A 25,494-nucleotide genomic window follows, 5' to 3' on the forward strand; every position below is an offset into this window, starting at 1 on the left:
AAACATCTGTGCGATCGCACTCAGGTGGACATGAACACTAGCAAAACATAAGCACGGTACGCAAGTAACACTCAGTTCTCGACGTAACATCATTTAATTATTTAGTTATAAATTTATTTCTTTATATCTCAAGATAGATGCAGCACTTCATACTGGTATTTGTGGGGTCTATTTCTCTCTTTAGACAGGTTTAATTGAATGGTTCGACGAAAGAATATACCGGCATTACAGCAAGCAAGAAGGGCAGGGACAACCCGATCTTACGATAGGGAAAGCTTGCTAAATCGAATTACAACCCGAATTCGCCAATCTTTAGAGCTACAAGAGATTTTGGCGACAACAGCGCGGGAAATTCGCTCATTTTTAGACATGGATCGGGTCAAAATTTACCGATTTCACCCAGATGCCAGTGGCGAAGTAATTGCCGAATCTATAAATGGCGATTGTTTACCCTCTATGATGGGGCTGCGGTTTCCAGCCGAGGACATTCCGCCCAATGCTCGTGAGTTGTTTGTCAAAGTCCGCCAGCGAGTCATTGTCGATGTCATTTCTAGGCAGAAAACTCAAGAACAGTTAGATTGCCTATCAACCGGAAAAAATTTAGTAACTAGAGACATCCGCTATTCCCCAGTCGATCCTTGCCACGTCGAATATCTAACGACGATGGGGGTGAGTGCTTCTCTCGCCGTGCCAATCCTACATCAAAACAGCTTGTGGGGGTTGTTGGTGTGTCACCATGCATCCCGGCGCAAATTTAGCGAACAAGAGTTACAAATTGTTCAACTGCTCGTGGATCAGGTGTCGATTGCGATCGCGCAGTCCAATCTTCTTCAAACCGCACGCGAACAAGCTCAGCATGAATCAACAATCAACCAAATCAGTAGTCTACTCCACTCTCCGCTAAAAATTTCAGAAATTCGGCAGACCGTTTTAGAAGAAACCGTTAGCGCCTTACACGGTGCTGCTGGCAGATTGTACATTACAGCAGATACAACAGGTCAGCCTGCTCAACTTTATACGACTGGCGAGCAGCCACTCCAAGCTTGGATTGAAGAAACTCCTTTTTGGCAACAAATTATCTCCGGGAAACCGAACAGCGTCGGTATCCCAGACAGTCCTTCTGAAAACAAATCCAAAGATAACAATCAAGATTTCAGTCATCAGAATCTCATCAATCACGCTTCTGACTCTTGGTTTTTGCAGTCGGAATTTAATCCTCAAAATCATTCCCTTGAGTCTTCGCATCACAGCTACGGAGTAGCTAGGGAAATATCAAATTTTAAAAGTCAAAATTTTCTCTACACCATCCCCGATTTATATCAAGAACCACAACTAAAATATGCAGCCCCTGCTTTTGAGCCAACGCCCATTCACTCTATTCTGATTGTGCCTCTCAGTTATCATCAGCAATGCGTGGGGTGTCTTACCATCTTCCGGCATGAGATGAATACAGAAACCCTATGGGCAGGTCGTCAGAATCCCGACGAACGGAATGTCCGCCCCCGCCAGTCATTTGAAGCATGGCGAGAAATCACCCAAGGACAGGCTAAAGAGTGGACACAAGAAGAACTCAAGCTGGCTCAATCGGTGGGAATCCACCTCTACATGGCAGTAATGCAAAGGCGTGTAGAGGATACAATCCGACATCAGGCGTCTCATGACCTCTTAACGGGTTTGCCCAACCGGCTGTTATTCAATGACCGGCTCTCTCTAGCGCTGGCAAGCACTCATCTGAATTGCGGCGATATGCTGGCAGTGGTGTTTCTCGACCTGGATGGCTTCAAAACGATTAACGACACGCTTGGTCATGCCGTAGGCGATCTACTGCTGCAATGTGCGGCTCGACGCCTCACAGATTGCCTACGAGAAAGCGACATTGTTGCTCGTTGGGGTGGGGATGAATTCACCATTATGCTCTCCCCAATCACTTGTTTGGAAGATGTTACCAAGATTGCGAAAAGAATTCTGGGTGCCCTGAACGTTCCTTTTCATTTTGAAGATGTAGAGACTTATCACGATACCTCTTTACACATCAAAGCGAGTTTGGGGATTGCTTTAGCTCCTTATGATGGGGAAGACGCAGAAACGCTGTTAAAAAACGCCGATGCTGCGATGTACAGAGCCAAGCAACAAGGGCGCAATAATTATCAGCTATATACACCAGCCCTAGGGGCAAAAGCACTGGAACGGCTGAAATTAGAAAACCGACTTTACAAAGCCTTAGAACGTGAGGAATTTCTGTTGCACTACCAGCCGCAGGTAGACTTAAAAACAGGTCAAATCGTGGGCATGGAAGCGCTGATTCGCTGGCAATCTCCCGAACTAGGCTTAATTCCCCCTTACCAATTTATTCCTCTGGCAGAAGAAACGGGTTTGATCTGTCCGATTGGAGAATGGGTTTTGCGGACAGCTTGCAGGCAAAATCGTCTTTGGCAATCACTTGGAGTGCCACCAATCCGGATTGCCGTGAATCTTTCAGGTCGTCAAGTTCAGCAACCCACTTTAGTAAAAGTTGTTGAGCAAATTCTAGCTGAAACTGAGTTGGAACCTCGTTATCTGGAACTCGAAATTACTGAGAGTATTGCAATGCAAGATGTGGAATGGACAATTTCTGTGTTGCAGAAGTTGCAGGAACTGGAAATTCACATTTCAATGGATGATTTTGGGACGGGTTATTCTTCACTGAGCTATCTAAAACACTTTCCGCTCAATACGCTAAAAATTGACCGCTCATTTATTCGCGATCTTATGACGAATACTCATGATGCTGCGATTATTAAGGCAGTCATGGCACTGGGTCACGGACTCAATTTAAAAGTGATTGCTGAGGGTGTTGAAACAGTAGAACAATTGGATTTTTTGTACTCAGTTCAGTGTGATGGTTTGCAGGGTTATCTGTTTAGTCCCCCGGTTCCGGCGGAAGCGGCAACAGAGATCCTTAAATCTAAAAGGTTAAAAAATCAAAGTTAGAGATTCTCAGTTTGTATGATGGGGCGACGCTCTCAATGATTCTGGTGTACTTTAACGCGAAGAGCTGCGTCTAGCAGTATCCCTTGACGCGATCTCGTCCCTCTCTTTTCGCTTGATATAGTGCTTCATCGGCTGCTGCAATCAGCGCTGCCGGTGAAGACGTTAAACTGGGAACTATGCTGGCGACACCCAGACTCAGCGTGACGTAGGGGCTAACTGGAGAGTGGACGTGGACAATCTCTAAGCTTTTGACCATTGAACGGATCGACTCGGCGATGTAATTGGCACCCGCAGAGGGAGTGTTGGGCAAAATTAAGGCAAACTCCTCGCCTCCATAACGGGCAACTAAATCGGTTGAGCGCTTTAGCATCAAACGAATCGCACCAGCAACCTGTCGCAAACAGCTATCTCCAGCTTGATGACCGTAGGTATCGTTGTAAATTTTAAAACAGTCAATATCGCAGAAAATCAGCGATATTGGCGCTTGTTCTCGTCCCAGCCGCCGCCACTCTTGGGCAAGATATTCGTCAAACCTGCGCCGATTTGCCACCTGAGTTAAGCCATCCAGAGAAGCGATACACTGCAACTCCCGGTTGGCTTCCTCCAGCTGTTTAAAGAGGGAAGACTGCTGAATTGCGATCGCTAACCCGACGGACAATTGTTGCAACAACTTAATTTCATAAGGCTCCCAGTGACGAGATCCAGAGCATTGATGGACGCAGAGTATCCCCCACAAATGAATTTTGGCGGCTGGATTGGATAAAGAGGGACGGAGTGGGGCGGGATTGTTGCTATTCGATTCATTATTCGCTTCTCGGTTGCCTCCCTGTTCCCGAATCAAGATTGGCACCATCAAATTTGCCCGAATTCCTGCCCCTGCGAGTAACTTCACGTAACTCGCAGGCAGATCCGCTTGGTAAATATCATCCACCGCTGACACATACCCGGTGGTTTGAAATTTTTGGATATATTCCGCCTCAAAGCAGGGGTCATACAGCGAGACATCCAGAATCGATTCACAACCGGGTGCAACAGATTCGACGACAAAGCAAGCACCGCGAGCATCGAGCCGATAAAGAGCAACTCGTTCGGCTGGCAGAAAGTTTCGCACCTCTGCAACCGCTGTGTTAAGGATTTCGTTTAAATGCAACGATTGGCGGATGCGCCCTTGTATTCTTCCCAGCAAGCGCTCTCGCTCAATAGAAGAGCGTAATGCCTCCTCAGTTCGCGTCCGTTCTGTAATGTCAAGAAAACTCCAAACCCTGCCAATGATTTGTTCGCCGAGTCGGTACGGTGTGGAGTAGCGCTCAAAGATTTTCCCGTTTTTTAATTCCAGAATGTCGTATGCCTTAGTTTCTGGTTGCCTGGAAAGTTCCCAAACCTGCTTTAGAAAGGCTTCTGGCTCTTTTAACTGGTCTTTAAGAAAGACGATTTGTTCGTTAGCGCGAGGCGAGCCGATTAGGTCTTCGGGAACCTCCCACATCTGAAGAAACTTCTGATTGTAGCTGACAATATCTCCTTCTAGGCTGACTGCAACAATGCCGTCAGCAGTTGATTCAAGCGTGGCGCGCAGCAGAGAAAGCGATTTCTCAACTTTTTCCTCTGCGGTTTTACGCTCTGTAATCTCAATGTAAGCGATCGCAACGCCATAATCTTTGAGAGGAATGGGAATCGCAGTGACGTTAAGCCAGGTGATTTCATCCTGGTCATTTACAATCCCGATTTCTCGATTTTCAATCACTTGATTTTCTTTTAACGCCCGAACGCTAGCAAATTCTTCCGGTGGCATCGAGCTACCATCCGGTCGAACGATTCGCCATTCTTTGCTGTCGCACCTTCTATTTTTATGGTTTTCAATAGATAACTTTAGAATTCTTTCTGAAGCTTGGTTGGCTTCAACAATATTGCCGTTATTATCGGTGATAGAAATGCCAATTGGGAAGCATTGAAAAAGAATTTTATATTTTTCTTGACTTTCTCTTAACTCAGCTTCTGCTTGCTGGCGTTGGCTAATATCGCACGAAACAGCGATAATTTCTTGCACTGCTCCCGTATCCGGATGGCGGATAGTTCGGAGCGTAGTTTTAAACCAAATGTAATAACCTTGCCGATGACGAATTCGGTAGCTAACTGTGTTGATGTCTGGAAAATTTAGTTGAGTTGGATGTTCTCTTAAAGCAACCGTGTCATTCTGAGCAAATTCCTCTATCAGGACTAAATCTTGCGGGTGGCAAAATTCAAGCACCGAGCGTCCCAGAAGTTCATCCGGCTTATACCCCAGTAAAATACTGCATACAGGTGAAACGTAGAGGTAAACACCTTCCGGAGTATGAGTGGAAATCATGTCGGTGCAGTCTGATGCCAGCAATCGGTCACGAGTTTCCCGCTTAGACAATTCTAAGTTTGAATCGCCGAAGAAGTTTTCCGGTTTTGGGTTATGGCGATCGCTAACGACTGGCATCAGACTGGTTGGCGTCATGATGCCGACCAGTTGACCGGATTCATCCTCTACAATCAACAGATGGCGAATCTGATGGTGGTAAAATAGTCGGCTGATGGTTTGAATATCTTGTACTTGGGATTCGTTCAGGGTAATCAGCGGCTGGTTCATTAGTGCAGCGATCGCTACACCTTTAATGTCTCTACCTAGAGCCGTGACTCGAACCAAATCCCGTTCTGTAAAAATCCCGATGGGGGTTTGTTTCGCTAGTTGTGTTGGTTTTTCCGCTGTTATCTGCTCATTTACCACGATGACACAGCTAGCCCGCGCCCGACTCATCAATGCGATCGCTTCTGTGGCTAGCGTGTCAGGAGTTACCGTCAGAGGGTTGCGATCAATTGCTTGATGGAGCGGTAAAGCGTAAGGGTGGAGCATAGAGAACACATTATTAGTTTCTTTAATAGAATTAACCATTCTTATTAATTATTTTAAATTTTAATTGAACGAAGCGGAACCGTTTGCTGGGTAATGTGGTAGGGAGTAAGCATAGATGTGGCGATTGAATCGCATCTGAGTAAACGACTATGGCTTTACAGATAGCTTTTTAAGCAATGAAACAATTGTATTTTGTAATAAAAAAACCAGCTAGCTAAAAATTCTCACCAAATAAAGGGCTGAAGGCATTAACATTCTTTATCAACTTTCCTGCCAAACCCGGACAAGACAGCAATTAACTTATAAAAAAAATCTGAAATCTGCTGCCAAGGGTGCCTTAAAACAGAATGGTATTTCCTCAAAGGTTAACCCGATCCGTCGCATTGCCAACGCTAGTTAGTCAAAAATCTTCGCTCTATCACTGAAAAGCTAGCTATGTTCGTACCTACGAACCCCTTTGGCTGATGTCTCTTAGAGAATTAATTCCAGCAGCCAGCACAAAAAATCAACCGATCTAGAACAATCCTATTTGAGTTGTGAGATGCTAGCGGTTCAAATCCCTAGCTTCTCGCTCGAACTCAGGAATCTTGCCTTTCTCGAATCCTTGAGGACTGCTTTAATTAAGTTTAGATATTTCTTTCTTGAAACAGGTCGAAAAGTATTCGCTGGCTTTTATCCTCAACAATCAAAAATTTTATCAAATCTCCCTTTTAACCTTATTTTTTTCGCCTTAGCATAATTTTCAAAAAACTTTGTATTTATTGGAACAAAATACTCGTAAGGCTAAACGCATACAACCTTTCACGAAGTAAACTATAAAAAGTTATAATTAATAAAATTATTTTTTTAGTTTACTAAACTTATTAATATATTGTGGTTGTTGTCTTGTTTGAAAAAACGATCTAGTTTAAACAGAGGTACTCAGCCCTGGGCTTGGTAAATTAAACGAAGGCGCATTGCTGAATGCCAACAGCTAAACACATATCCAAATCTAGAAAATTTAAAAATCCTAAAATGTTTGACTTTCTTAATCCAATCCTAGGGCGTCATCCAGAACGTAACAAAGCCAACGTTGAAATCTATACTTGGCAAACTTGCCCCTTTTGCATCAGAGCCAAGATGTTGCTCTGGTGGAAGGGCGTCAACTTTACTGAGTATAAAATTGATGGTGATGAGGCAGCCAGAGCAAAGATGGCTGAACGTGCCAACGGGCGTCGAAGCGTGCCGCAGATTTTTATCAATGAGCAGCACATTGGTGGGAGCGATGACCTCTATCAACTGAATACAGGCGGACAATTAGACCCCCTACTGGCTCAACCCGCCGTTCAAGGCTAGAATCAGCCAACACAGGTGAATTTCGTTTGTATAGTCGGTACGGGCACAAGCGCATGGCTATTGAAATTCCGCCACCGGAAATTGAGGACTCTGCTTACCTAGTTCACCGACAATGGATGATTCGAGCGCTGGAACTTGCCGAGAAGGCGGGTGATGCTGGGGAAGTGCCAGTGGGAGCAGTAATTGTGAGTGCAGATGGTAACTTGATTGCAGAGGGTGAAAATCGCAAAGAACGTGACAAAGACCCGACTGCCCACGCCGAAATTTTAGCTCTCAGAGCTGCTGGGCAAGCAATGCAGAACTGGCACCTTAACGAATGCACGCTCTACGTCACCCTAGAACCTTGCCCCATGTGCGCTGGTGCGATCGCGCTAGCACGTCTGCGACTTCTCGTTTACGGTGTGGACGATCCAAAAACTGGCGCGATTCGTACCGTTGCCAATATTCCAGATAGCGCTTGCTCTAACCACCGCTTGCCGGTCATAAGTGGTATCTTAGAGTCTGCCTGCCGCCAACATCTGCAATCTTGGTTTGCCCAACGGCGCTTAAAAAGTCAAAAGTAAAAAGGCAAAAGGCAAAACAAAAAAATTGCTCTTATTTATGTTTACTTTTACTCTGCTAATGACAGCATGAGAACTGTCCTTCTACTACAAGACAGATGCCGTAATCATACATAAGCTGGAATTATGGATGCTGTGAGAAGTTTTATTCGTGATGACTCAGCCCGACCCCTCTGAACAAACGATAGAGACACCAAAACCTGTCAAGGTAGTTCCTATTACTTCCCGTGTTTTACCTTGGCTAGCTTCCTTAGGCTATAAGGTGACGAAATATCTTGTCATTCCCTTTTACTTTGGTAAAGCCGAAGTCACCGGACAAGAAAATATCCCCGCTACCGGGCCGGTGATCCTAGCTCCTACTCATCGCTCTCGCTGGGATGCGTTTGTCGTGCCTCATGCGGCTGGACAACCTGTGACGGGTCGTGACCTGCGGTTTATGGTGTCAGCGGATGAAATGAAAGGGTGGCAAGGCTGGTTTATCAGCCGCATGGGAGGGTTCCCAGTAGATACCCGAAATCCGGGAGTTGGCACTTTTCGTCATGGCGTCGAAGTTCTCCGCCAGGGAGAAGTGCTGGTCATCTTCCCGGAAGGCGGCATCTACCAGGATACGCAAGTTCACCCCCTCAAGACGGGTTTGGCGCGCATTGCCTTGCAAGTGGAATCCAGCCAACCAGAATTGGATGTCAAAATTGTGCCGATTAGCGTCCGTTACGGCAGCCCGGTGCCGCATTGGGGATGCGGTATAAAAGTTAACATTGGTGAGCCGATCTCAGTCGCGAATTATTGCAGCAATACGCCAAAACAAAGTGCGAAAAAACTAACCGCCGATTTAGAAGCGGCGCTTAAACAGATAGATGGATGCGAAGTAGAAGAGGCGGATACGCTCTCTACTGCTCCCCCTTTAAATGAAGTATCGGGCGCTCAGTCATCGTTTTAACCTTTCTATAGAAATTCTCATTCATTCGCAAACAAGAGCTTTTAGGGAATCAATAATGGGAGACGGCTCATTACTCACGACCATTACCGCTATTTCTATATATCCAGCAACATACTCTGATTGCCGATAAAAGACTGAGTAGGGGCACTGCTGTGCCCCTACTCAGATGCCCAAGGTTAATTCCCAGCTGTTCAAAGTTCCTGTATCCATCTGGGCATAATCCACGACCCACAACTGCCAGATGCCTGCTACGGGTTTGTTGAGAAGTTGCTGGAGTGCGGGTGTATTTTGCAGCGTGTAGGTGGCTTGCAATTGAGTTGTAGAACCCAGAGTGCGACCTTGCAACAGCACCGTAATTCCGTTCGGACTCCTCACGCTAACCTCGATGTCGCCTAAAAACTGGTGTTGAATGTTGACGCTGACTTGGATATCTCGTAAGGGACTGGCGTAAGTTACGTTAATTGGGCTGGTAACGCCTTGGGAGTTGTAGTCGGGAATGGGGACGAGGTTGTCGTTGCGTCCGTGCAAGGCTTGCGAGGCTTGCGAAGGTTGGACGCGCTGCTGTTGAGCAGCTTGAACAGCTTTAAAAGCATTGACTTTGCCATAGCCGAACCACTGAGAGAAACCGTTTGCATCGTAACTGCCCAATCGAAAAGTCAATTGGGGGTCGGGGTCGGGGTCAACGACTTTGTCAGCGGTTTGTTGCAGAATTTGCCTAACTTCTGTTGCAGTTAAATCGGGATTAGCTGACAGAATGAGGGCAGCAACGCCTGCGACCACGGGACAAGCACTAGAGGTGCCGCCAAAGTCACTGGTGAAGTTGCTGCTGTCGTAGCCAGCGGCTCCGAGTCGGTCAGTGGTAAAGATGCCCAATCCAGGCAGCAATGCTCTGACTTCGGGGGCGGTACTGACATAGCCGGTTTGTTCAAACCACATTCCCGGCGGGGCATTGTTGCTGGGGGCACAGACAGAGACGTTGGTTCCCCAGTTACTGTAGGCAGATTTTTTGTTGAGGCTGGTACAAGCAGAAACTGCGATCGCATCTGGATGAACGGTGAAACCGCCTAGCCACTGGGTAGGGCCTTTTAACAGGTTATTAGGCCATCCCTGCTCGTTAATCGTGCCACTGATGGGACGATTTGCATTCCCGGCAGCAAAGACGATGACACATCCTTTACCGTCTCGTCCTTGGGTCGCGGCACGAGTTAGGGCGGCGCGTTGCCGCAGAGACAGGGGAAAGTAGACGGCTGCTGGCCCCCAGCTACAGGAAATAACCGCAGCACCGTTGTTGGTAGCCCAGTCAAAGAGTTGTTCGATGGTTTCGTCATCTAGATAGCCGGTGGTGCGGAGGGGCATCAGGGCACAGCCTGGGGCGACTCCTACAATGCCGGTGCCGGTTTCTTCTGCGACTGCAACCCCAGCACAGGCGGTTCCGTGGTTTTCATTGTCATCTCCAGGTAGCGGCAAGAAGTCTTGTTCTTTGAAGTCTTTAGGAGCAACAATTTTGCCGGTTCCCTGAAAATCTGGGTGGTTGAGGTCAAAGCCATCATCTGCCACTGCGACAACGATGGAACGGATGCCTTTGGTTATATCCCAGGCTTTCTCAACCGAAATATGAGAACCGACTGCTATCTGAGATCCGCCAAGGTTGTTGAGATACCATTGCTTGGGATAGAGGGAATCTTTGGGTCGGTAGTGCTTTTCTTGTCGAACAACGATATTGGGTTCGGCGGTAAGTACCTCTTGTCGCCCCATTAAGCGGTTGGCAATTTTAATGGGATTTTCCCGTGCTTGCGGACTGACCTCGAAGACGAAGGTGTTGGGAATACCGCTAACGGGTCGCAGCAATTGTAAGCCAAATAAGGATGCGATCGCTCTTTGGGTTTCTTCATCCACCGATGGGGCAAACTGAATAGTCACCTGATCCGTTAGGTAAACTAACGTTTGCGGATTCTCTTTAAGTTTATAGACATGACTGGCAAAGGCGACATCCTCAGATTCTCTTGCCGCCTGCATGGCTTCGTCTCGCTGGGATGGGTCAACAATGAATTCTTGTAGGGGAGGAGTCATCCCGCTTCTACCGGGGATTTCCTGGTGTGCTTGGGCGGGAATCGTTTGCGCCAACTCCTCAGATGCAGCGTCGGGGGTAGTGGGGCGAACCGTGAAGCGATCGCTCACTTTCTCCAACGCCAGTTCTTCACCCCCCCGCTGTAAAATACGACCGACGCTTTCTTCTGGCACACTACCCGCAGATTGGTCATTGCTCATTGGTAAACAGCTAAGTTTTAAGTTTTTATTTTTATTCTCTATAGCAATTCTATTCTTTTTGTAACATCATAGTTTCTCTTGATTCTTCTTTTCTGTTTTATCAATATTGTATTTTTAATCCTAATGGAATTTTTAGATTTCTTGACAATTATTGCAAATTACTTTAGTACCTGCTAACAAGTTTTACTAAAATCAAAGAATCGGTAGTTCAACTAAAAAACAGGTGATTTTGGATTCGCTTTCCACTTTAATTGTTCCTCCTAAATAAGCTACCATTTTTTGAACCAATGCCAGTCCTAGACCAGTTCCGCCATGCTTCCACGGGTCATTACTTGGAATGCGGTAGAACTTATCAAAGATTCGGGGAATTTCATCTGTAGGAATTTCGATTCCAGAATTAGTCACTTCGAGCTGAAGCTTTTCTGATTTAGCATGGACAGCTACCTTAATTTTTTCTCCTTGCGGAGTATATTTACAAGCATTATTCAGCAGCTCGGTGAGGATGCGTGCTAAACAGAATGGATCGGAGATTAGAATCGGCAGTTCTTCGGGAATCTCTACTTGTAAGATTTGCTTGTGTTTGTGGGTTCGCTGTTCAAAAGGTTCTACGATATGGGGAATCCAGTCTTGTAGATGAATCGCTGTTTTTTCTAAAGGATGCGCCTCTGCATTGAGTTGCTGTAAGTGGAGTAGATCGTTAATCAGATTAATCTCTCGGTCACACTCATTATTTAACAGCTCAAAATAGCAATAACCTGGGTGTCTCTCCGCACTTTTATTAGCGATTTCATCCCGCCAATTGCAGGTTTCTTCCATAATCACTTCCAACATCTGAATTGCCATTTTCATGTTGGATACGGGGGTGCGTAACTCATGAGAAACCGTACTCAAAAAATCATCTTTGAGAAAATTGAGTTTTTCTAATTCCTCAACTTGAGCCAGCGAAGCTTGGTAAAGTCGGGCTTGGCGAATTGCGATCGCGCATTGATTAGCAACCTGCTGTAATAAGCGAATCTCTAGTTCGTTAAAAATATATTCCCGATCGTTTAATAACCACAGATCGCCCAAAACCCCTTGGTCATCAAAAATCGGACAAGCTAAAACTGAAAATTCACCGGAAACCGGCTGAATTGGGTTAGGGCCTATTTTGCAAAATTGTAAATGCTTTCCTTGCAATAGTTGGGAGTAAATCGCCGGATTACTTGCCATTTGGATTTCGCTTCCCTCAGATGAAGGCATGGAAAGCGTGTACTCATAGCAAACCGTGGAAGTAGCCCCATTAATGTCATACAACGCCGTATCGCAGTATGTAACTCCCAGCACTTGTGCTAATTCTTGCACGGCTGTTTGCAAAATTTGGCTCTCATCAAGGCTGTCACGCACTTTATCAGTAATTCGTTTGAGCATCGCTTCAAATTTGAGAGCTTGCTGCAACTGGCTGGTGCGTTCCTGTACCTGGTGTTCGAGGTTTGTGTTGAGCCGCTGCACCTGTTGGTAAAGTTCAGATTGTTGAATCGCGATCGCTACCTGAATTGCCAACGAACTGAGGAAATCAATCTCCCACGGTTGCCAGTGCCGAGGTTGCGAACAGTGATGAGCAATCAACAGCCCCCATAACTGAGTGCTATCCGTGCTAAGGGCTATTTGGGAACTGAGCGAAGATTCCTCCCGGCTCTCCGGGTCCCTTTCCTCAGCCCTGTTTTGCAGGATGGGCACCACCAAATTAGCTTTGACTTGAAACTGAGACATTAAATCGATGTAACACTGTTTCAAGCCAGCGTTGTAAATATCCTCCGTAGCTCGGATACGACCCTGTTTGTAGGGCTTGACATAGTTTTCAGCAAAGCACGGATCTACAATGGTTTTTCCTAAGATAGGAGTCCAGCGCTCATCTACAGATTCCACCTCCACCATGCCACTCCAATCTGGATTGAAGCGATAAATTACCACTCGATCGGTCTGAAGAAATTGCCGCACCTCGCTGGCTGTAGTATTAAGAATTTCCTCTAGATTCAGAGATTGGCGGATGCGCTCCAGCATCGCTCCCATTAGCCGTTGTCGCTGATTTTGCTGCCGTAATTCTTCCGCTGCTCGACTCGCTTGCAGGAGACGACGCATCCGTTGGCGCAGCACTGCCCAGTGAACCGGCTTAGTCACGTAATCGGTAGCACCTGCCTCAAACGCCTGATTGACAGATTCTCGGTCATCAAGACTGGTAATGATTAAAACAGGTGTGCGATCGCCTTGAGGAAGTGATTTTAACTGGCGACAACAACTAAAGCCATCCAGAATCGGCATCAACGCATCTAGCAACACAATATCTGGATGTAGGCTGATGTAAGCAGCTAATCCTTCCTCTCCATCACTTGCCTCTGCCACTGTGTAGCCTTCGTGTTCAATCATGGCGCGCAGCTGCATCCGCGTGAATTTGTCATCGTCAACAATCAGGACGAGGTAGGAATCTGGTTCGGTGCAAGTAATATTCATTGCTGACTTGATTGTGCTTCCATCTGCAAAGCCGTTTTCACTTTTTCATACTCTGTTTCAATCTGTACAACAATTTTGGATGCACCCGCAATTTCTCCAGTCCGGCTCATCGCTTCTAGCTGTTTACACAAAGTAGCCAGTTGTACTGCCCCAAGAGCGGCACTGCTGGCTTTCAAAGTATGAGATGCTTGCCTGAGCGCGATCACATCTTGGTTACTCACTGCTGTCTCCATTGCTTGCAGCAGTTTGGGAGCATCTTCTAAATAGCAATGAATCAATTGAGTCAATAAATTTGAGGCTTTCCCTCCCACTGTTTTAGCAAATGCTTCCAGGATCTTCGCATCAATAGGAGTACTGAATGATAATGTTACATCGCTACCCTGTCCGCACTCAGTATTCAGTGAAGTAGTGGCTTCGCCCTCTCTTTTTTTGACTTCCCCAATCCCCGACTTCCCTGCACCTTTGTACCCCTGCACCTCAGTGCCCCTGTACCTCAGCAAAGCCTGAACTAACTCTTCCTTCCGGAGCGGCTTGCTGATATAGTCGTCCATGCCAGCTTCCAGACACGTTTCGCGATCGCCTTGCATGACATTCGCCGTCATGGCAATAATCCAAGGTTTTGCGCTCCCATCGGTTGCCAATTCTTTTTGGCAGATGTTACGACTCGTCTCTAAACCGTCCATTTCTGGCATCTGCACATCCAGCAGCAGCAGATCGTAGGGTTGACCCCGCAAAGATTCCAGCACTTCTAACCCATTGTTAACAACATCGGCTCGATACCCCAACTGTTGAAGTATGTGCAAAGCAACCTTCTGGTTCACCCGATTGTCTTCGGCGACAAGAATTCGGAGGGGAAGACTTTCGGCAAAGGGGAGCTGAAACTCAGGGAAAGTAAAGGGTGCGCGATGCACCTTGATCGGCTCTCGTACCAACAGATCGCTCAAGGTATTGTAAAGCTGAGATTGTTTAATCGGCTTATTCAGGAAGGTTGCAAATTTTACTCGATCTAACTGTTTCCCCCCCGGTTCCTTGCCAAACGTTGTCAACATCACCACGGGTAATGCTTGAGCGTTCGGTAAGGAGCGAATTTCTGTCGCTAGGCTCAAGGCGTCCATCCCTAAAATTTGCCTATCGAGAATCACCATATCAAAACGCTCTCCTTGCCGAAGCCAGTTTAAAGCCTGGGCACCCGATTCAGTTGCCTTCGTCATCATTCCCCATGATTGGGTTTGCAAAATCAAAATCTGGCGGCTAGTAACGTTGGCATCCACAATTAATAGCCGTTTTCCAGCTAACTGCGGCTGAACAGCATCGAGTTCAACAAGTGGACAGCCAGGAAAATCTTGGACGACGATCGTGAAATAAAAGGTGGAGCCGCGTCCCACTTCGCTTTCAACCCACATCTGACCCGCCATCATTTCACTCAAGCGTTTGCTAATTACCAGTCCCAAGCCGGTTCCCCCATATTGACGGGCGGTAGAGACATCAACCTGGCTAAACGACTTAAATAAACGATTGATTCGGTCTGAAGGAATCCCAATTCCGGTATCTTTGACGGAAAATTGGATTTCGTAATAGGTTTTAGGGAATGAATCAGGGGCAATGGATGATTGGTTTTCTTGCCGGTGACTAATTGCTGATTCCTGATTAACCATTACTTCTGTTGCTGTCACCGAAACCACGACTTCCCCAGCAGAAGTAAATTTAATTGCATTACTTAGCAAGTTCACCAGAATTTGGCGCAGTCTAATTTCATCTCCTAGCACGATGCTAGGTGTTCCTGTCTCGATTCGGTAAGCAAGTTCTAAGCCTTTTTCACAAGCATGGGGAGTGAGTAAATCTAAGGCAGCTTCAATGCAATCTAACAAGTTTAAAGGGTGTTCTTCTAATTCCAGCTTGCCGGACTCGATTTTTGAAAAGTCGAGAATGTCGTTAATAATTTTTAGTAAGGACTCGCCACTGCTACTGATGATCTCGACAAACTTTCGTTGCTGGAACGTTAGTTCTGTATCCAATAGCAAGCTTGCCATTCCAATGACGCCGTTCATTGGAGTACGGATTTCATGGCTCATCATTGCCAGAAATTCGCTTTTAGATCGCGTTGCTTCCAGTGCTGCCATCCGGAGGGCGACTTCAGCTTGTACGGCTTTTTGAGCGGCGAGTCGCAGTTCCAATTCATCAACAATGATGGCAGCTAAGTCTTTGAGAGTTGCCTTTTCTGCCTCGGTGACTTGGCGGGGTTGATAGTCGATTACACAAATAGTGCCTAAGTTGAAACCATCGCGTGTCTGCAAGGGAGCCGCCGCGTAAAAGCGAAGTCCAAATTCCCCAGCTACTAAGGAATTTACAAACGTGCGGGGGTCTACTTTGGCATCCAGAACGGTGTAAACGTCTTCTTGCAAAATCGCACTGGCACACAGTCCGGGTTCGCGTCCAATTTGCTGAACTTCTAGCCCATGATGGGATTTAAACCAGATCCGGTCGTGGTCAACGATGCTAATAATGGAAATCGGGACATTAAAAAACCGGGCAGCTAGAGCTGTAATTCGGTCGAAGGCTCCATCTGGAGGTGTGTCAAGAATGTCGTAGCGACGCACTGCGGCGAGTCGGTCAGCTTCGTTATCGGGAATCATTGTTATATCAACTATCAATGGATTGTCTGGCTGACATACCTGGAGGTAGACACCACTTTCATCCTTCTCTACATTCTTGCGGTTATGTCAATTTATAATTTTTGTTTTTAGAATTGCTCGGAAACTAGCAACCCAGCCCATGCTAATTCCTGTTTGAGGGCTTTGAGTTGCTGTTGATCCACAAGTAGCGCGTCTGAGCCTAGCGTTAAATTGCAGGGGGGTTGGAATGTTGCGCGAGTAGAGATCGCTTTAAAAACGACTACATTGGGACACCACAGTACAACTACTTTAGCAAGTTCCACGATCGCTATTTTCCCCTTCTCTGCCCAGGGGAGTAAAGGATAAATAAAGTGTGTTTCCGGGTATACAACCGTCAGTAACAAAAGAGCGATCGCTCTTTTGTTGTGTCAACTGAATCTGAAGCCAAGTTCGGCAATGCTTTGTTAAAGTTGGTTACAGATTGCTGAAATAGCCACTCGTCCTGAAAAACTATCCAATGACTATTAGCAAAAACTTCTACATCTCAAAAGAAGATTACCTAGAGGGAGAGCGAGTCAGTCCTATCAAACATGAGTATAGGCGAGGGCAAGTTTATGCAATGGTATGGGCAAAGAAGCCTCATATTATTATTGCTGGCAACTTAGTTACTTTGTTCAATAATCACCTTGAACACGCCCCCTGCATTGTTCTTTCTTCAGATATTAAAGTCAGGCTTGAGTCAGCAGACTGCTATTACTATCCCGATGTTGCAGTAACTTGCGATGAGCGGGATACAAACTCTACAGATGACTTCATCCTCTATCCCATTTTGGTCATTGAAGTGCTATCTCCCTCAACAGCAGCTTTTGACAGAGGAGAGAAATTTGCTGACTATCAAACGTCGCCATCTTTACAAGAATATGTGTTAATTGATCAATCTCAGATGAGTGTCGAGTGTTTTCGCCTTTCCGACTCAGGCGATTGGGTTTCTCAAATCTACCACCAAGGAGATGAAGTTTACTTTGCAAGTATCGATCTTCGCTGCGATATTGCCTCCATCTATCGAAAAGTCCCTGGACTTCAGAGTGCTGATTCGTGAACATGAGAGCGATCGCTATCTTGTCCCAACCGATTTTAGGCGTTGCTGAACAGGAGTATGAATTAAGTTGTCTGACCAAGGCGGAATGTATAATCTTTGCACCTTTGCGCCTTGGCGCGAAACAAATTCATTCCATCAATCAGCAACGCCCGATGTTGAAACCAAGTCGGTGGCAACAATTAAACTAAAGACCACGTATGTTAGGTTGTTGCACAACCCAGAATTTGCAAAGGCTTTGATTGGACTTTCGCCCGTCCGCTCAAATGCAGCGTTAGTTTGCAAGTACCACAATTCGCATGAAGTTGATTTCACGCTTTTAAGTCTGATTCCCATTGCTTTAAAATCTCTTTGTCGAAAAGACCCTTTGAGCCAACTGCACCACCATAGTGACTAGGTGCTTCGCCTACAGTCCATTCATTTGACAAAGCTTGTTCCTCAACTAATAGATCGCCTAGCTTTATTTTTCTTGGTTCAATACCGTCTGAGTTTCCCCATAGATGTATTCTTCCATTTAATGCAAGATGCAAACCAATACTTTGACCTCTAGCCATATTCTTTAAATCAGCTATGATGTTAAGTAAATTAGATATGTTAGATACATTTGTAAACACACCCAAAATAATTGCACTTGCGCCTATACGCTTTGCTACATCTAAGTTCTTCTTTAAAGATTCTCGAGTACGCTCAATTTGTTCTTTTATGCTATTTTCTATTTCCTTCTCGTCAGCTTCTTTTTTAGTGAAAAGGGACTTGCACTCTGAAATTATTAACGCCTCTTCTGTTAAGCAGAATAAATCGACTTCAGCAAATTTAGTTTTATTTTCAACATTAAAGAAATCCCCACCAAACTGAATAAGGCTAGAACTTGAAGATGGAATCCTTCTAAGTGTAGCTGCTGTCATTAAAACTGCTAAGCCTCCCTCTCGTATTAGCTGAGCTGCAAGCTCGTTAGGCTTATACGTAAATTCTAAATCATCTAAGGGTAGCTGTTCTCTTTCATAGCAGCCTTTGCACTCAATGAATTCTCTAATTTCTTCTATAGAAAACCAAGTTTTTAGATTGCAATTCTGACATCTATGAGAATAACCACGACGCAATAAGTCACTTGCCAATAGTGGCTTAAGTTTTTGATTAATTATTTTGTTGGCCTCTTCTTGATTAAAGCTACGTTTTTTGATGAGAGCAGAGAGAATCTTGCTCCTATTCAGACCTTCTCGATCTCCTCTATCCGCGCTAAGGACGGATATAATATCTACCCCTCCATCATTAATAAGGCTTGTTACTTCTCCAATTCCACCTAATCGCTTAACTAAACCTTGAGCATAGCGAGTGTGTTCATTAGCTTTAACTTCAAATCCAAGTTCTTTAAGCAGTCGAGTAATAATGACATTATCTGGATGTATAAAGAAAAAACATTCTTTACCAGGTAATGCTAATCCTGCAATTCCTTTAACTGCTGCCCGAATAGGTAAATCTTGCCGTAACCAATGTTTCCCAAGATTCTCTCTATTAGTTTCTGAATAGTCAAGTCTCCACAGCTCATTAGTAAGTAAATGTGAATTTACTAAAGTATGAGGGCAGAAGAATTTCCTACCAGATCTAAATTTTACCTCTGCATCATAACCAAAAGTAAAGTTTATATTTTCATGCCCAACTGGAGTACTTAAGTCAAAGCGAACACAACCTTCTGATGTAACTGTTCTTGTGATTTCGATAGCCTTACCTGAGGATAAGGTACCAGGGATCCAATTGAAACGAAAATCTTGGTAGTTTATTTTTACTAAAACTTCTTTGCCACCCTCCATAAAAATATTCTTTAAAAAACTGCACAATTCTAATGCTTTTTCACGACTAAAAGGTGTTGTAATATGGATTGCTCGAATATAAGGCATAAACTTAATAATCTGCAAGGCATAAGTTTTAATATTTTCCAAGAAATCTTTTCTAGAGAAGAAAATTTTATTGTATGGAAACATCCACCGACAATTCCAAAATGCAGTCGCAATACCGACATCGTTGCCATCATCTAGAAATATGCAAAGAGTTTCTTCGTCATTTGTTTCTATGATATAACTATTAAAGTTATAACTTTTTCCAGTTCTAACCAAAGTTAAATCATAAGGACTTTTAAACTTTGTTATTGTTAGCAATGCTCTAAATAAAAAGTTTCTATTTTCTAAATTATAAAACGTACTAGCTCCTAGATATTGAACTAAGTAATCACAATATGATTTTGTTGGCAGTCCTGCGTGTAAAGCACTTTCTAAATTAAAGGGATTGTTTGTAGCGAGCAGACGAATACCAATATCTTCTGTTCCGTTTTGATATATTGCTGAGAGAACTTTACTAATATGAGATAGCGAACCAGGCGCTAAGTGAAGTAAATCCCCGCTAGCAATATCAATGTGGCGTTGAATCTCAACTTTTGAGATAGGTCTAACTAGAATTGGTAGCTTTTCCAACACCTGAGATACTGGTAAAGACCGTTCTTCTCTAGGAATAAAAATGTAATCCGGATTCATCCACTCAAGAGTATATGTAAAGCTATTTAGTTCTTCATCATTCTCAGGTAGGGGTAGGATTGCATTTGCCGCACCTCCCCACATATGTGTATATAAAGCTATTGCGTCGAGTAACTCATCTCTGTTACGGACTAGATATGCACAACGTAAGGGGCGTGATTTTATTTTAAGCGTTACTTCGCGATCCTGAAGTTCCATATTTATGTTAAGTGTTTATCTGTAACACAATTTATAGCAAATGAAGGCAACGGAGATTCATCCTAACCCTTAACAGTAGCTATCGCGCTTCGCGATCGCATCCTTTCTCTCTAACTCCATTTTTCCAAAACCGAAACAGCACGGGAAGCGATCGCTCCTGTCTTAGTCAGGGTAGTTAGTCCTACAGCAATACTTAATCAGTTATACATATTTCTGCCCGTCTTATTGAGCAGTTGTTTTGATTAAGTTAAGGCTATAGTCATACAAGTGTAAAAATACTTTTGAGCATGACCACGCAAACCTGTCCCATTTGTCATACTGGGGTAACTCCTTCTCTTAGATACCCGGAATACATTTGTAGTGACTGTCGCAGCAAAGCGACAGATATTAATGGCAGAAAACTGCATTTTTACAATAGTTCCATGTCAGGTGGATACATCGCATATTATGCAGACAGCAACGACGAAGAAGAATACAAAAGCCACTTCTGCTATATAGATGGAATCAAATGCAGAGCTGACGAAGGAAGGGTTGGGGGTATAGTGATTGAAGTATATTTGGGCTAAGAACCTAGTTGCAAAAATCACCGCCTCACACCTTTTCCTTTTGTGGCGATGTGATGCCGCGCTTAGTCAAATTTTCTTCGAGTTCTCTAATGAATTCAAAGTCTTCCTCCGGCAAAGGCTGACTTCCACCCCCTAAGAAACCCTCACCGATAGAAGACTTCTTCTTCAGGAAGGTGAACGCCCGCCGGAACTGATCGGGAGTTGCCTCAATCGGCGCATCAAAGTGGCAGGGAATAATTCGCTGGAAATTCCAGCTTGCCACCTCGTCCGCCCAATCAAGGACTGCCTGAGGCGCTTGGGTGAAAATGAACGATTGCAGAATCGGTGCCACGAACGGGCGACCGCCCCCTCGCAGCGCCTCAAAGGACTGCTGCCACTGAGCCTTCCATTTAAAGGGAAACCAACCGAAATACGCCTTCTTTGACCGATCCGGTGCTTTCAAGGCATCGCGCAAAGCCTGCCCCTGTCCGCTCATTTCCAAGGCGCTAGGACGTAGGTACAAAGCAAACAGCGTAATGCGCTGCCATCCCTTGCGACGATTCGCCTCTGTATCTTCAACCCTCTCCAAGGCGCTATCTCTGGCGTGGAACAGCAAGGGATATGGGTCAACTTGGACAATCTCTGGCGGAGACTCTGGCACCGAAAGTACCGAATCTGTCAGCAGCAGCGTGCGCGATCGCTTGTGCAATAAAGCAACTTCTTCAAACGACCCTCGCCCCAAGTCGATGCTCAGCACTGCATAATTAAAATCCTCAGCAAAGGGCGCATCCTTGCTATTCTCCGGAAGTACGTGAGTCCGTTTGCTAGGGAAACCAAGCCAACTCAACGGCAGATTCACCGGAAAGCTCCATTGGTTCTCAGTCACGAAGACCTGTGCTACAGGAAAGCGTCTGGCGAACGGACCCACGAAGACCTTGTGTTCTAAGCCAGAAGCAGTTGGCAGGATGATGTACTTAACATCGCCGTATTTCGCCTCTAACTCCTGAACCAGCCGGATACACTCTTTGGTCGCTGCAACTGGGGCATAGACGAGAAGACCTCCTTCTGAGAGCTTAACGACGGTCATGCGAATCGGTACGACAGTGTAGAGGATGCCCTGCATCTGGTCAAAAGTCCAGATCGTGTCCTTCACGACTTCTTTGCGGAGTGTCCGCCGCCGACTGTATGGGTAGAGTGGCACAGCCAGCCAAAAAGGCCATGACGAGTCTCCAGGTTTGATACTCAAACTATCTTGCCCCTGCCCAAACAATGCCTTCAATAGGTGTGTCTGGTGCGCTTTTTTTAGCGGTTCTATCCACTCCACGACCCCTTCCCCTTCTTCATGAATGCTGACGCCCGTGTTTGTCGAATTTCTAGCTGCTGGAGGAAAGCAAACTTTTGACTCAATAACTTATTTTTATCTAAAATCTAGACCCGCATGACAATTAGACTTTAAACAAACGCTCGTTTTCTACCCTATTAGGATCAATCCTTCCCAGATAAAGCAGACCTAACCCCCTCACAAGGGTAGGTTTTTTAGAGGATCAAGGAGTGGGAAAGTGGAGGAGTGGGAGAAAGCCGATTTTTCCGTTGATGATTCATCCCCTTGCCCCCTTGTCCATAAAAAAGGTTCGCAGCAAATTACCCTGACGTTGCCACCGTGAGGACAACAACGCGGCTGTCTACATTGAGAACTTGGACTCCTGGGAATAACGTAGTCATCGGCACCTTCCAATGGGAGTGACCGCAAATGACTAACAACTCGTTCGCTGTGGCAAGTTCAGCGCGAATTGACTGATTTCCGATGAGTTTCGCGTCTGGATCGTTGGGACCTTCGTGCAAAATTAGGATATCTGGTAACTCCTTGAGCAGTTGGCGAATAGCTTGATGAAAATCCTTTTCTGAACGACGCCAAAGTTTAGTCGGTTTGCCGATAATCCCTGAGATACCAGCAATGCGGAATCCATCAACCACAGCGATTTCACCATCTAAGTAGCGGATACCTCGCCCTTTTTTAAAGGTTTGAATTTCCTCTGGCGTGTTTCCCAAAATGTCATGGTTTCCTGCAACTCCAGCAACCCAACGAAAACGACGGCTGAAAGATTGCCAGACTTCGCGGACATCTCCCTCACCCCCACGCTTATCGCTTCGTGCGTAAAGATCGCCTGCCAAGATAATGCCTGTTTTCTGTGGGGATGGAATTCGTCCCAGGTTCGCTAAAGTTTCTAATTCTTCCGCGACACGATGACCGAGAAGGCGTCCATCTGTGGGATTGATACCCTGTAAATCGCTAGCGATGATGATGGCGTCTAAGCCAGGTGGAAGTGAGTCAGCTTCTGCCGATAAAATCGGTAAAACTTGCTCAACCACATGGAGATGACCTGCCGCAGCAGCGGTAATAAAGGGGATTTCATGAATGGGTTGGTCGGAAATAGAAGCAATCCGCATAGGGCTTAAGGATAGCGTTTGCCTTGAAAAGACGTTGTCATCTTGACGCCAGTTCAACTGCGAAATTGCTGCTATTCCTGGCATTGACCGATTGGAAGCAAGATGTAGGTTTATATCAAACCTACATTATTTAAACGTTTTATAAAAGCAGGGCGTCTACTGTAATTGCTCGTGAATTTGGTTTAGGCGCGTCCGAAAAGCTAGCTTTTTGTTTTTATTGAGTGCTAAATCTTGGCAGCTTCAAAAGTAACTTCATCGCCTCATCATAAGCTTGCGCCTGAGAACTTTCTAGCAGCCGTTTGACATCTTTCCAAGCATCGGCGTCCCGTTTAGCTAACGTCTCTAACGCTTTGATATGTCTCACCCCGGCTTCTTGCCTTTGCCTAATCGTTTCCTATTTCTCTTGTTCTTCTGCCGCTTCAAATAACTGCTTGATAGTCTTTTGTGGCTGGCTTCCGAGTTGAGCCACAAGAATTAGTTCAGATAATTTATTTTTAATTTTAAGGGAAAGATTCGCTTCTTCTTGAGCAAGCCGCAGCAAAAAGATAATAGATGATGCGATCGCTATCGCTGCATCAACACGTTCAATATCCTGTTCGTGTACAAGATATTGAGTGAGGTGCTGGGAAATCGCTACAGATTGACGCCGATCGCGCGATCGCCCGCTCATCTCCATTTAAGCTAAAAATAGCGGATCGACCCTTAGCGGAACTCCTAGCGCCAGATGAACGGGGACGGTGGTTTCAACCAGCAGGGACAAGATGCAAGTTGACGGGACAAGGCTACAAATCCAATTGAAATCCTTGACTCCGCCCAAATTCGCAGTCCTTTATCAGATTAGATGGAATTGCTCTAGGGATATTTGAGCTTTTGCGCGTAAAATTTCCACCCTTATTTTTTCTATTATTAAAGAATATTCGGAAACTTTTTTATAGTTTTGTCAATCTAAACAGGGCATGACTTTGGGAATTTATCAACGGCTGGTCTTAAACTTGGTGAGTCCGACAATGTTAAGATACCCAAAGTTTGTCATCGTTCTGTTTTCAGCCCCCCAATAGGGTTATTTTATGGTATCTTCTGGAACTGCTCGACGCCTCGGTTTTACCTGCCTTGCTGGCCTACCTTTGACAGTGTCTTTGGCTCTGCTACAACCCGTGCAGGCTCAGAACCAAATGCCTGCTTTACCAGAAGACACCAGTCAAACACAACCAGACTTAACCGATCCCAACAATCTGCGCCCGATCGATCCGGACAGTGGCTTATTGAGTATGGCAGGAGGGAACCGTTTGCTGAGTGAGGCAGATAGTGCCGTATCTTCGCAGAACTATACTCTAGCCGCCAAGAAGCTCCAAGAGGCTCGTCAGGTTTTCAACCAGTTGTCCAATTTCTACCAACAACTGGGTTCTAGTTTTTCGGGAATTGATAATCGAGTTTACGAGAGCCAGCGCCGCAAGGCTGTAGAAGCTGCTCAACTTCGAGATCGGGCAACTTATCAGCTAGCGCTGGTACATCGCGCGCAAAATCAGCCAGATTTGGCAGTACCTTTGTTAATACAGATTGTTCGCAGCCAGCAGCCGACACGCGATCTCGGCAAGAAAGCTTATCAGCAGCTGCTGGAAATCGGGTTTATCGATGCTCCTGATTCTGCGCCTGCTAGTTCTTCGAGCGATCGCTCCAATTCATCTTCCTCTGCACCTAAACGGTAGATTAGAATTAGCAACTTGAAGTGATACGGGAGTTTAAATGGTTAGCCCAGATCAGGTAGAGGCGATGATCAAAGCCAAAATGCCAGATGCCCAGATTCAAGTTCAGGATCTGACTGGCGGTGGCGACCATTACCAAGTGACAGTGGTTTCGTCGCAGTTTGAAGGCAAAAGGCTTGTACAACAGCACCAACTGGTTTACGGTGCTGTGCAGCAAGCGATGGCTACAGAAGCGATTCATGCTCTAGCACTGAAAACCTATACTCCCCAAGATTGGGAGGCTGCTACCAAGCGAGGTTGAACCTGAATAAAAATTGCGTTCTCGCGCACTGGCATTACACTAGAAAATAGAGGCATTCCAAGCAGAACTATGACGCCAGAACTAAAAGAGCGGATTGACAGCTTGCTCAAAGAGCATAAGATTGTGGTCTTTATGAAGGGCAATAAGCTGATGCCCCAGTGTGGTTTTTCTAACAATGTGGTACAAATTCTGAATACTTTGGGCGTACCCTACCACACGATTGATATTTTGGACGACTGGGAAATCCGGCAGGGAATTAAGGAATATTCTAATTGGCCTACCATTCCCCAAGTTTACGTTGATGGTCAGTTTGTTGGCGGCTCAGACATTCTGATTGAACTGTATCAAAAGGGCGAATTGCAGGAAATGGTTGAAGTTGCCTTAGCTTCCTAAAGCTTTGGGATACGAACTGAAAATTCCCTCCTGGTTCTTCAAATTAAGAATCTAGGAGGGAATTTTTACTGGGTTTAGGATAACTTGCGACTAAATTTAAAAGCTCATTCAAAAGCTGTGCAGCCTAAATCATCCTAAATAAAATTATTGACTGGACTAGGACGTAAACGATACTAAGGGGGAACGCTCTTTTTTCAAATTTTTCCTTATCGGCTGTATAAAAATTCCGAAGCTGCTGAAC

Annotated in this window: 19 protein-coding genes; 9 read left to right on the forward strand and 10 right to left on the reverse strand. The window is 45.4% G+C overall.

All coding sequences use genetic code 11. From position 1 onward, the window contains the following. The first annotated feature begins 276 nt into the window (after nt 1–276). On the forward strand, nt 277–2,970 hold the full coding sequence (locus H6F52_RS04910; protein ID WP_347276187.1) for an EAL domain-containing protein: 2,694 nt from the start codon (nt 277–279) through the stop codon (nt 2,968–2,970). 70 nt (nt 2,971–3,040) lie between these two features. Here the strand turns inward: H6F52_RS04910 and H6F52_RS04915 are convergent, their stop codons facing one another. Beyond that, nucleotides 3,041–5,845, reverse strand: coding sequence for a diguanylate cyclase (locus H6F52_RS04915; protein WP_190532405.1), 2,805 nt, complete (start codon nt 5,843–5,845; stop codon nt 3,041–3,043). Nucleotides 5,846–6,859: 1,014 nt separating this feature from the next. Between H6F52_RS04915 and grxC the strand changes: the two genes are divergently transcribed. The 3 genes from grxC to H6F52_RS04930 all read left to right on the forward strand — a co-directional run bounded on the left by grxC (nt 6,860) and on the right by H6F52_RS04930 (nt 8,677). Beyond that, the gene (gene grxC, locus H6F52_RS04920) at nt 6,860–7,180 is read left to right on the forward strand and encodes a glutaredoxin 3 (protein ID WP_190415551.1); all 321 of its coding nucleotides are present in this window, start codon (nt 6,860–6,862) and stop codon (nt 7,178–7,180) included. Nucleotides 7,181–7,233: 53 nt separating this feature from the next. Continuing rightward, nucleotides 7,234–7,743, forward strand: coding sequence for a tRNA adenosine(34) deaminase TadA (tadA, locus tag H6F52_RS04925; RefSeq protein WP_190532408.1), 510 nt, complete (start codon nt 7,234–7,236; stop codon nt 7,741–7,743). A gap of 151 nt (nt 7,744–7,894) precedes the next feature. Then, nucleotides 7,895–8,677: a 1-acyl-sn-glycerol-3-phosphate acyltransferase gene (locus tag H6F52_RS04930; RefSeq protein ID WP_190525763.1), complete on the forward strand. Its 783-nt coding sequence runs from the start codon at nt 7,895–7,897 to the stop codon at nt 8,675–8,677. Between the two features lie 162 nt (nt 8,678–8,839). Here H6F52_RS04930 and H6F52_RS04935 read toward each other — a convergent pair whose 3' ends face one another. The 4 genes from H6F52_RS04935 to H6F52_RS04950 form a co-directional block, all read right to left on the reverse strand. Then, a complete protein-coding gene (locus H6F52_RS04935; protein WP_190532411.1) occupies nt 8,840–10,945 on the reverse strand; it encodes a S8 family serine peptidase in 2,106 nt (701 codons plus the stop codon). A 192-nt stretch (nt 10,946–11,137) separates the two neighbouring features. Beyond that, complete coding sequence (locus tag H6F52_RS04940; protein WP_190525768.1) at nt 11,138–13,432, reverse strand: GAF domain-containing protein; 2,295 nt, start codon at nt 13,430–13,432, stop codon at nt 11,138–11,140. Beyond that, nucleotides 13,429–16,065 (reverse strand): response regulator, encoded by a 2,637-nt coding sequence (locus tag H6F52_RS04945; protein ID WP_190532413.1) that lies wholly within the window; start codon nt 16,063–16,065, stop codon nt 13,429–13,431. The genes H6F52_RS04940 and H6F52_RS04945 overlap by 4 nt, the downstream gene beginning before the upstream one ends. A gap of 107 nt (nt 16,066–16,172) precedes the next feature. Then, complete coding sequence (locus H6F52_RS04950) at nt 16,173–16,448, reverse strand: hypothetical protein (protein ID WP_190532415.1); 276 nt, start codon at nt 16,446–16,448, stop codon at nt 16,173–16,175. Between the two features lie 113 nt (nt 16,449–16,561). On the opposite strand from H6F52_RS04950, the gene H6F52_RS04955 reads away from it, so the two are divergent. After that, nucleotides 16,562–17,143, forward strand: a complete 582-nt coding sequence (locus tag H6F52_RS04955) for a Uma2 family endonuclease (protein WP_190532417.1) — start codon at nt 16,562–16,564, stop codon at nt 17,141–17,143. Then, the gene (locus tag H6F52_RS04960) at nt 17,140–17,331 is read left to right on the forward strand and encodes a hypothetical protein (RefSeq protein WP_190532419.1); all 192 of its coding nucleotides are present in this window, start codon (nt 17,140–17,142) and stop codon (nt 17,329–17,331) included. The genes H6F52_RS04955 and H6F52_RS04960 overlap by 4 nt, the downstream gene beginning before the upstream one ends. A 120-nt stretch (nt 17,332–17,451) precedes the next feature. On the opposite strand, the gene H6F52_RS04965 is transcribed toward H6F52_RS04960, so the two are convergent. From H6F52_RS04965 to H6F52_RS04985, 5 genes are all read right to left on the reverse strand, one after another. Continuing rightward, entirely contained in the window at nt 17,452–19,863 is a 2,412-nt protein-coding gene (locus H6F52_RS04965; RefSeq protein WP_190532422.1) for a hypothetical protein, read from the reverse strand. Between the two features lie 591 nt (nt 19,864–20,454). Next, complete coding sequence (locus H6F52_RS04970; RefSeq protein ID WP_347276188.1) at nt 20,455–21,687, reverse strand: DUF4336 domain-containing protein; 1,233 nt, start codon at nt 21,685–21,687, stop codon at nt 20,455–20,457. A gap of 362 nt (nt 21,688–22,049) precedes the next feature. Further along, entirely contained in the window at nt 22,050–22,940 is an 891-nt protein-coding gene (locus tag H6F52_RS04975; RefSeq protein ID WP_242033853.1) for a metallophosphoesterase, read from the reverse strand. A gap of 130 nt (nt 22,941–23,070) precedes the next feature. Continuing rightward, complete coding sequence (locus H6F52_RS04980) at nt 23,071–23,220, reverse strand: hypothetical protein (RefSeq protein WP_190532427.1); 150 nt, start codon at nt 23,218–23,220, stop codon at nt 23,071–23,073. Nucleotides 23,221–23,250: 30 nt separating this feature from the next. After that, nucleotides 23,251–23,532 carry a hypothetical protein gene (locus H6F52_RS04985; RefSeq protein WP_190532429.1) on the reverse strand — a complete coding sequence of 94 codons (282 nt, stop codon included), beginning with the start codon at nt 23,530–23,532 and terminating at the stop codon, nt 23,251–23,253. 391 nt (nt 23,533–23,923) lie between these two features. Here H6F52_RS04985 and H6F52_RS04990 point away from each other — a divergent pair, with 391 nt between their 5' ends. The 3 genes from H6F52_RS04990 to grxD all read left to right on the forward strand — a co-directional run bounded on the left by H6F52_RS04990 (nt 23,924) and on the right by grxD (nt 25,253). Beyond that, on the forward strand, nt 23,924–24,562 hold the full coding sequence (locus H6F52_RS04990; RefSeq protein WP_190532432.1) for a hypothetical protein: 639 nt from the start codon (nt 23,924–23,926) through the stop codon (nt 24,560–24,562). A 37-nt stretch (nt 24,563–24,599) separates the two neighbouring features. Then, entirely contained in the window at nt 24,600–24,860 is a 261-nt protein-coding gene (locus tag H6F52_RS04995; protein ID WP_190415578.1) for a BolA family transcriptional regulator, read from the forward strand. A gap of 69 nt (nt 24,861–24,929) precedes the next feature. Then, on the forward strand, nt 24,930–25,253 hold the full coding sequence (gene grxD, locus H6F52_RS05000) for a Grx4 family monothiol glutaredoxin (protein ID WP_190415580.1): 324 nt from the start codon (nt 24,930–24,932) through the stop codon (nt 25,251–25,253). The last annotated feature ends 241 nt before the right edge of the window (nt 25,254–25,494 follow it).

Source organism: Coleofasciculus sp. FACHB-542 (assembly GCF_014695825.1).
Lineage (GTDB): Bacteria > Cyanobacteriota > Cyanobacteriia > Cyanobacteriales > FACHB-T130 > FACHB-T130.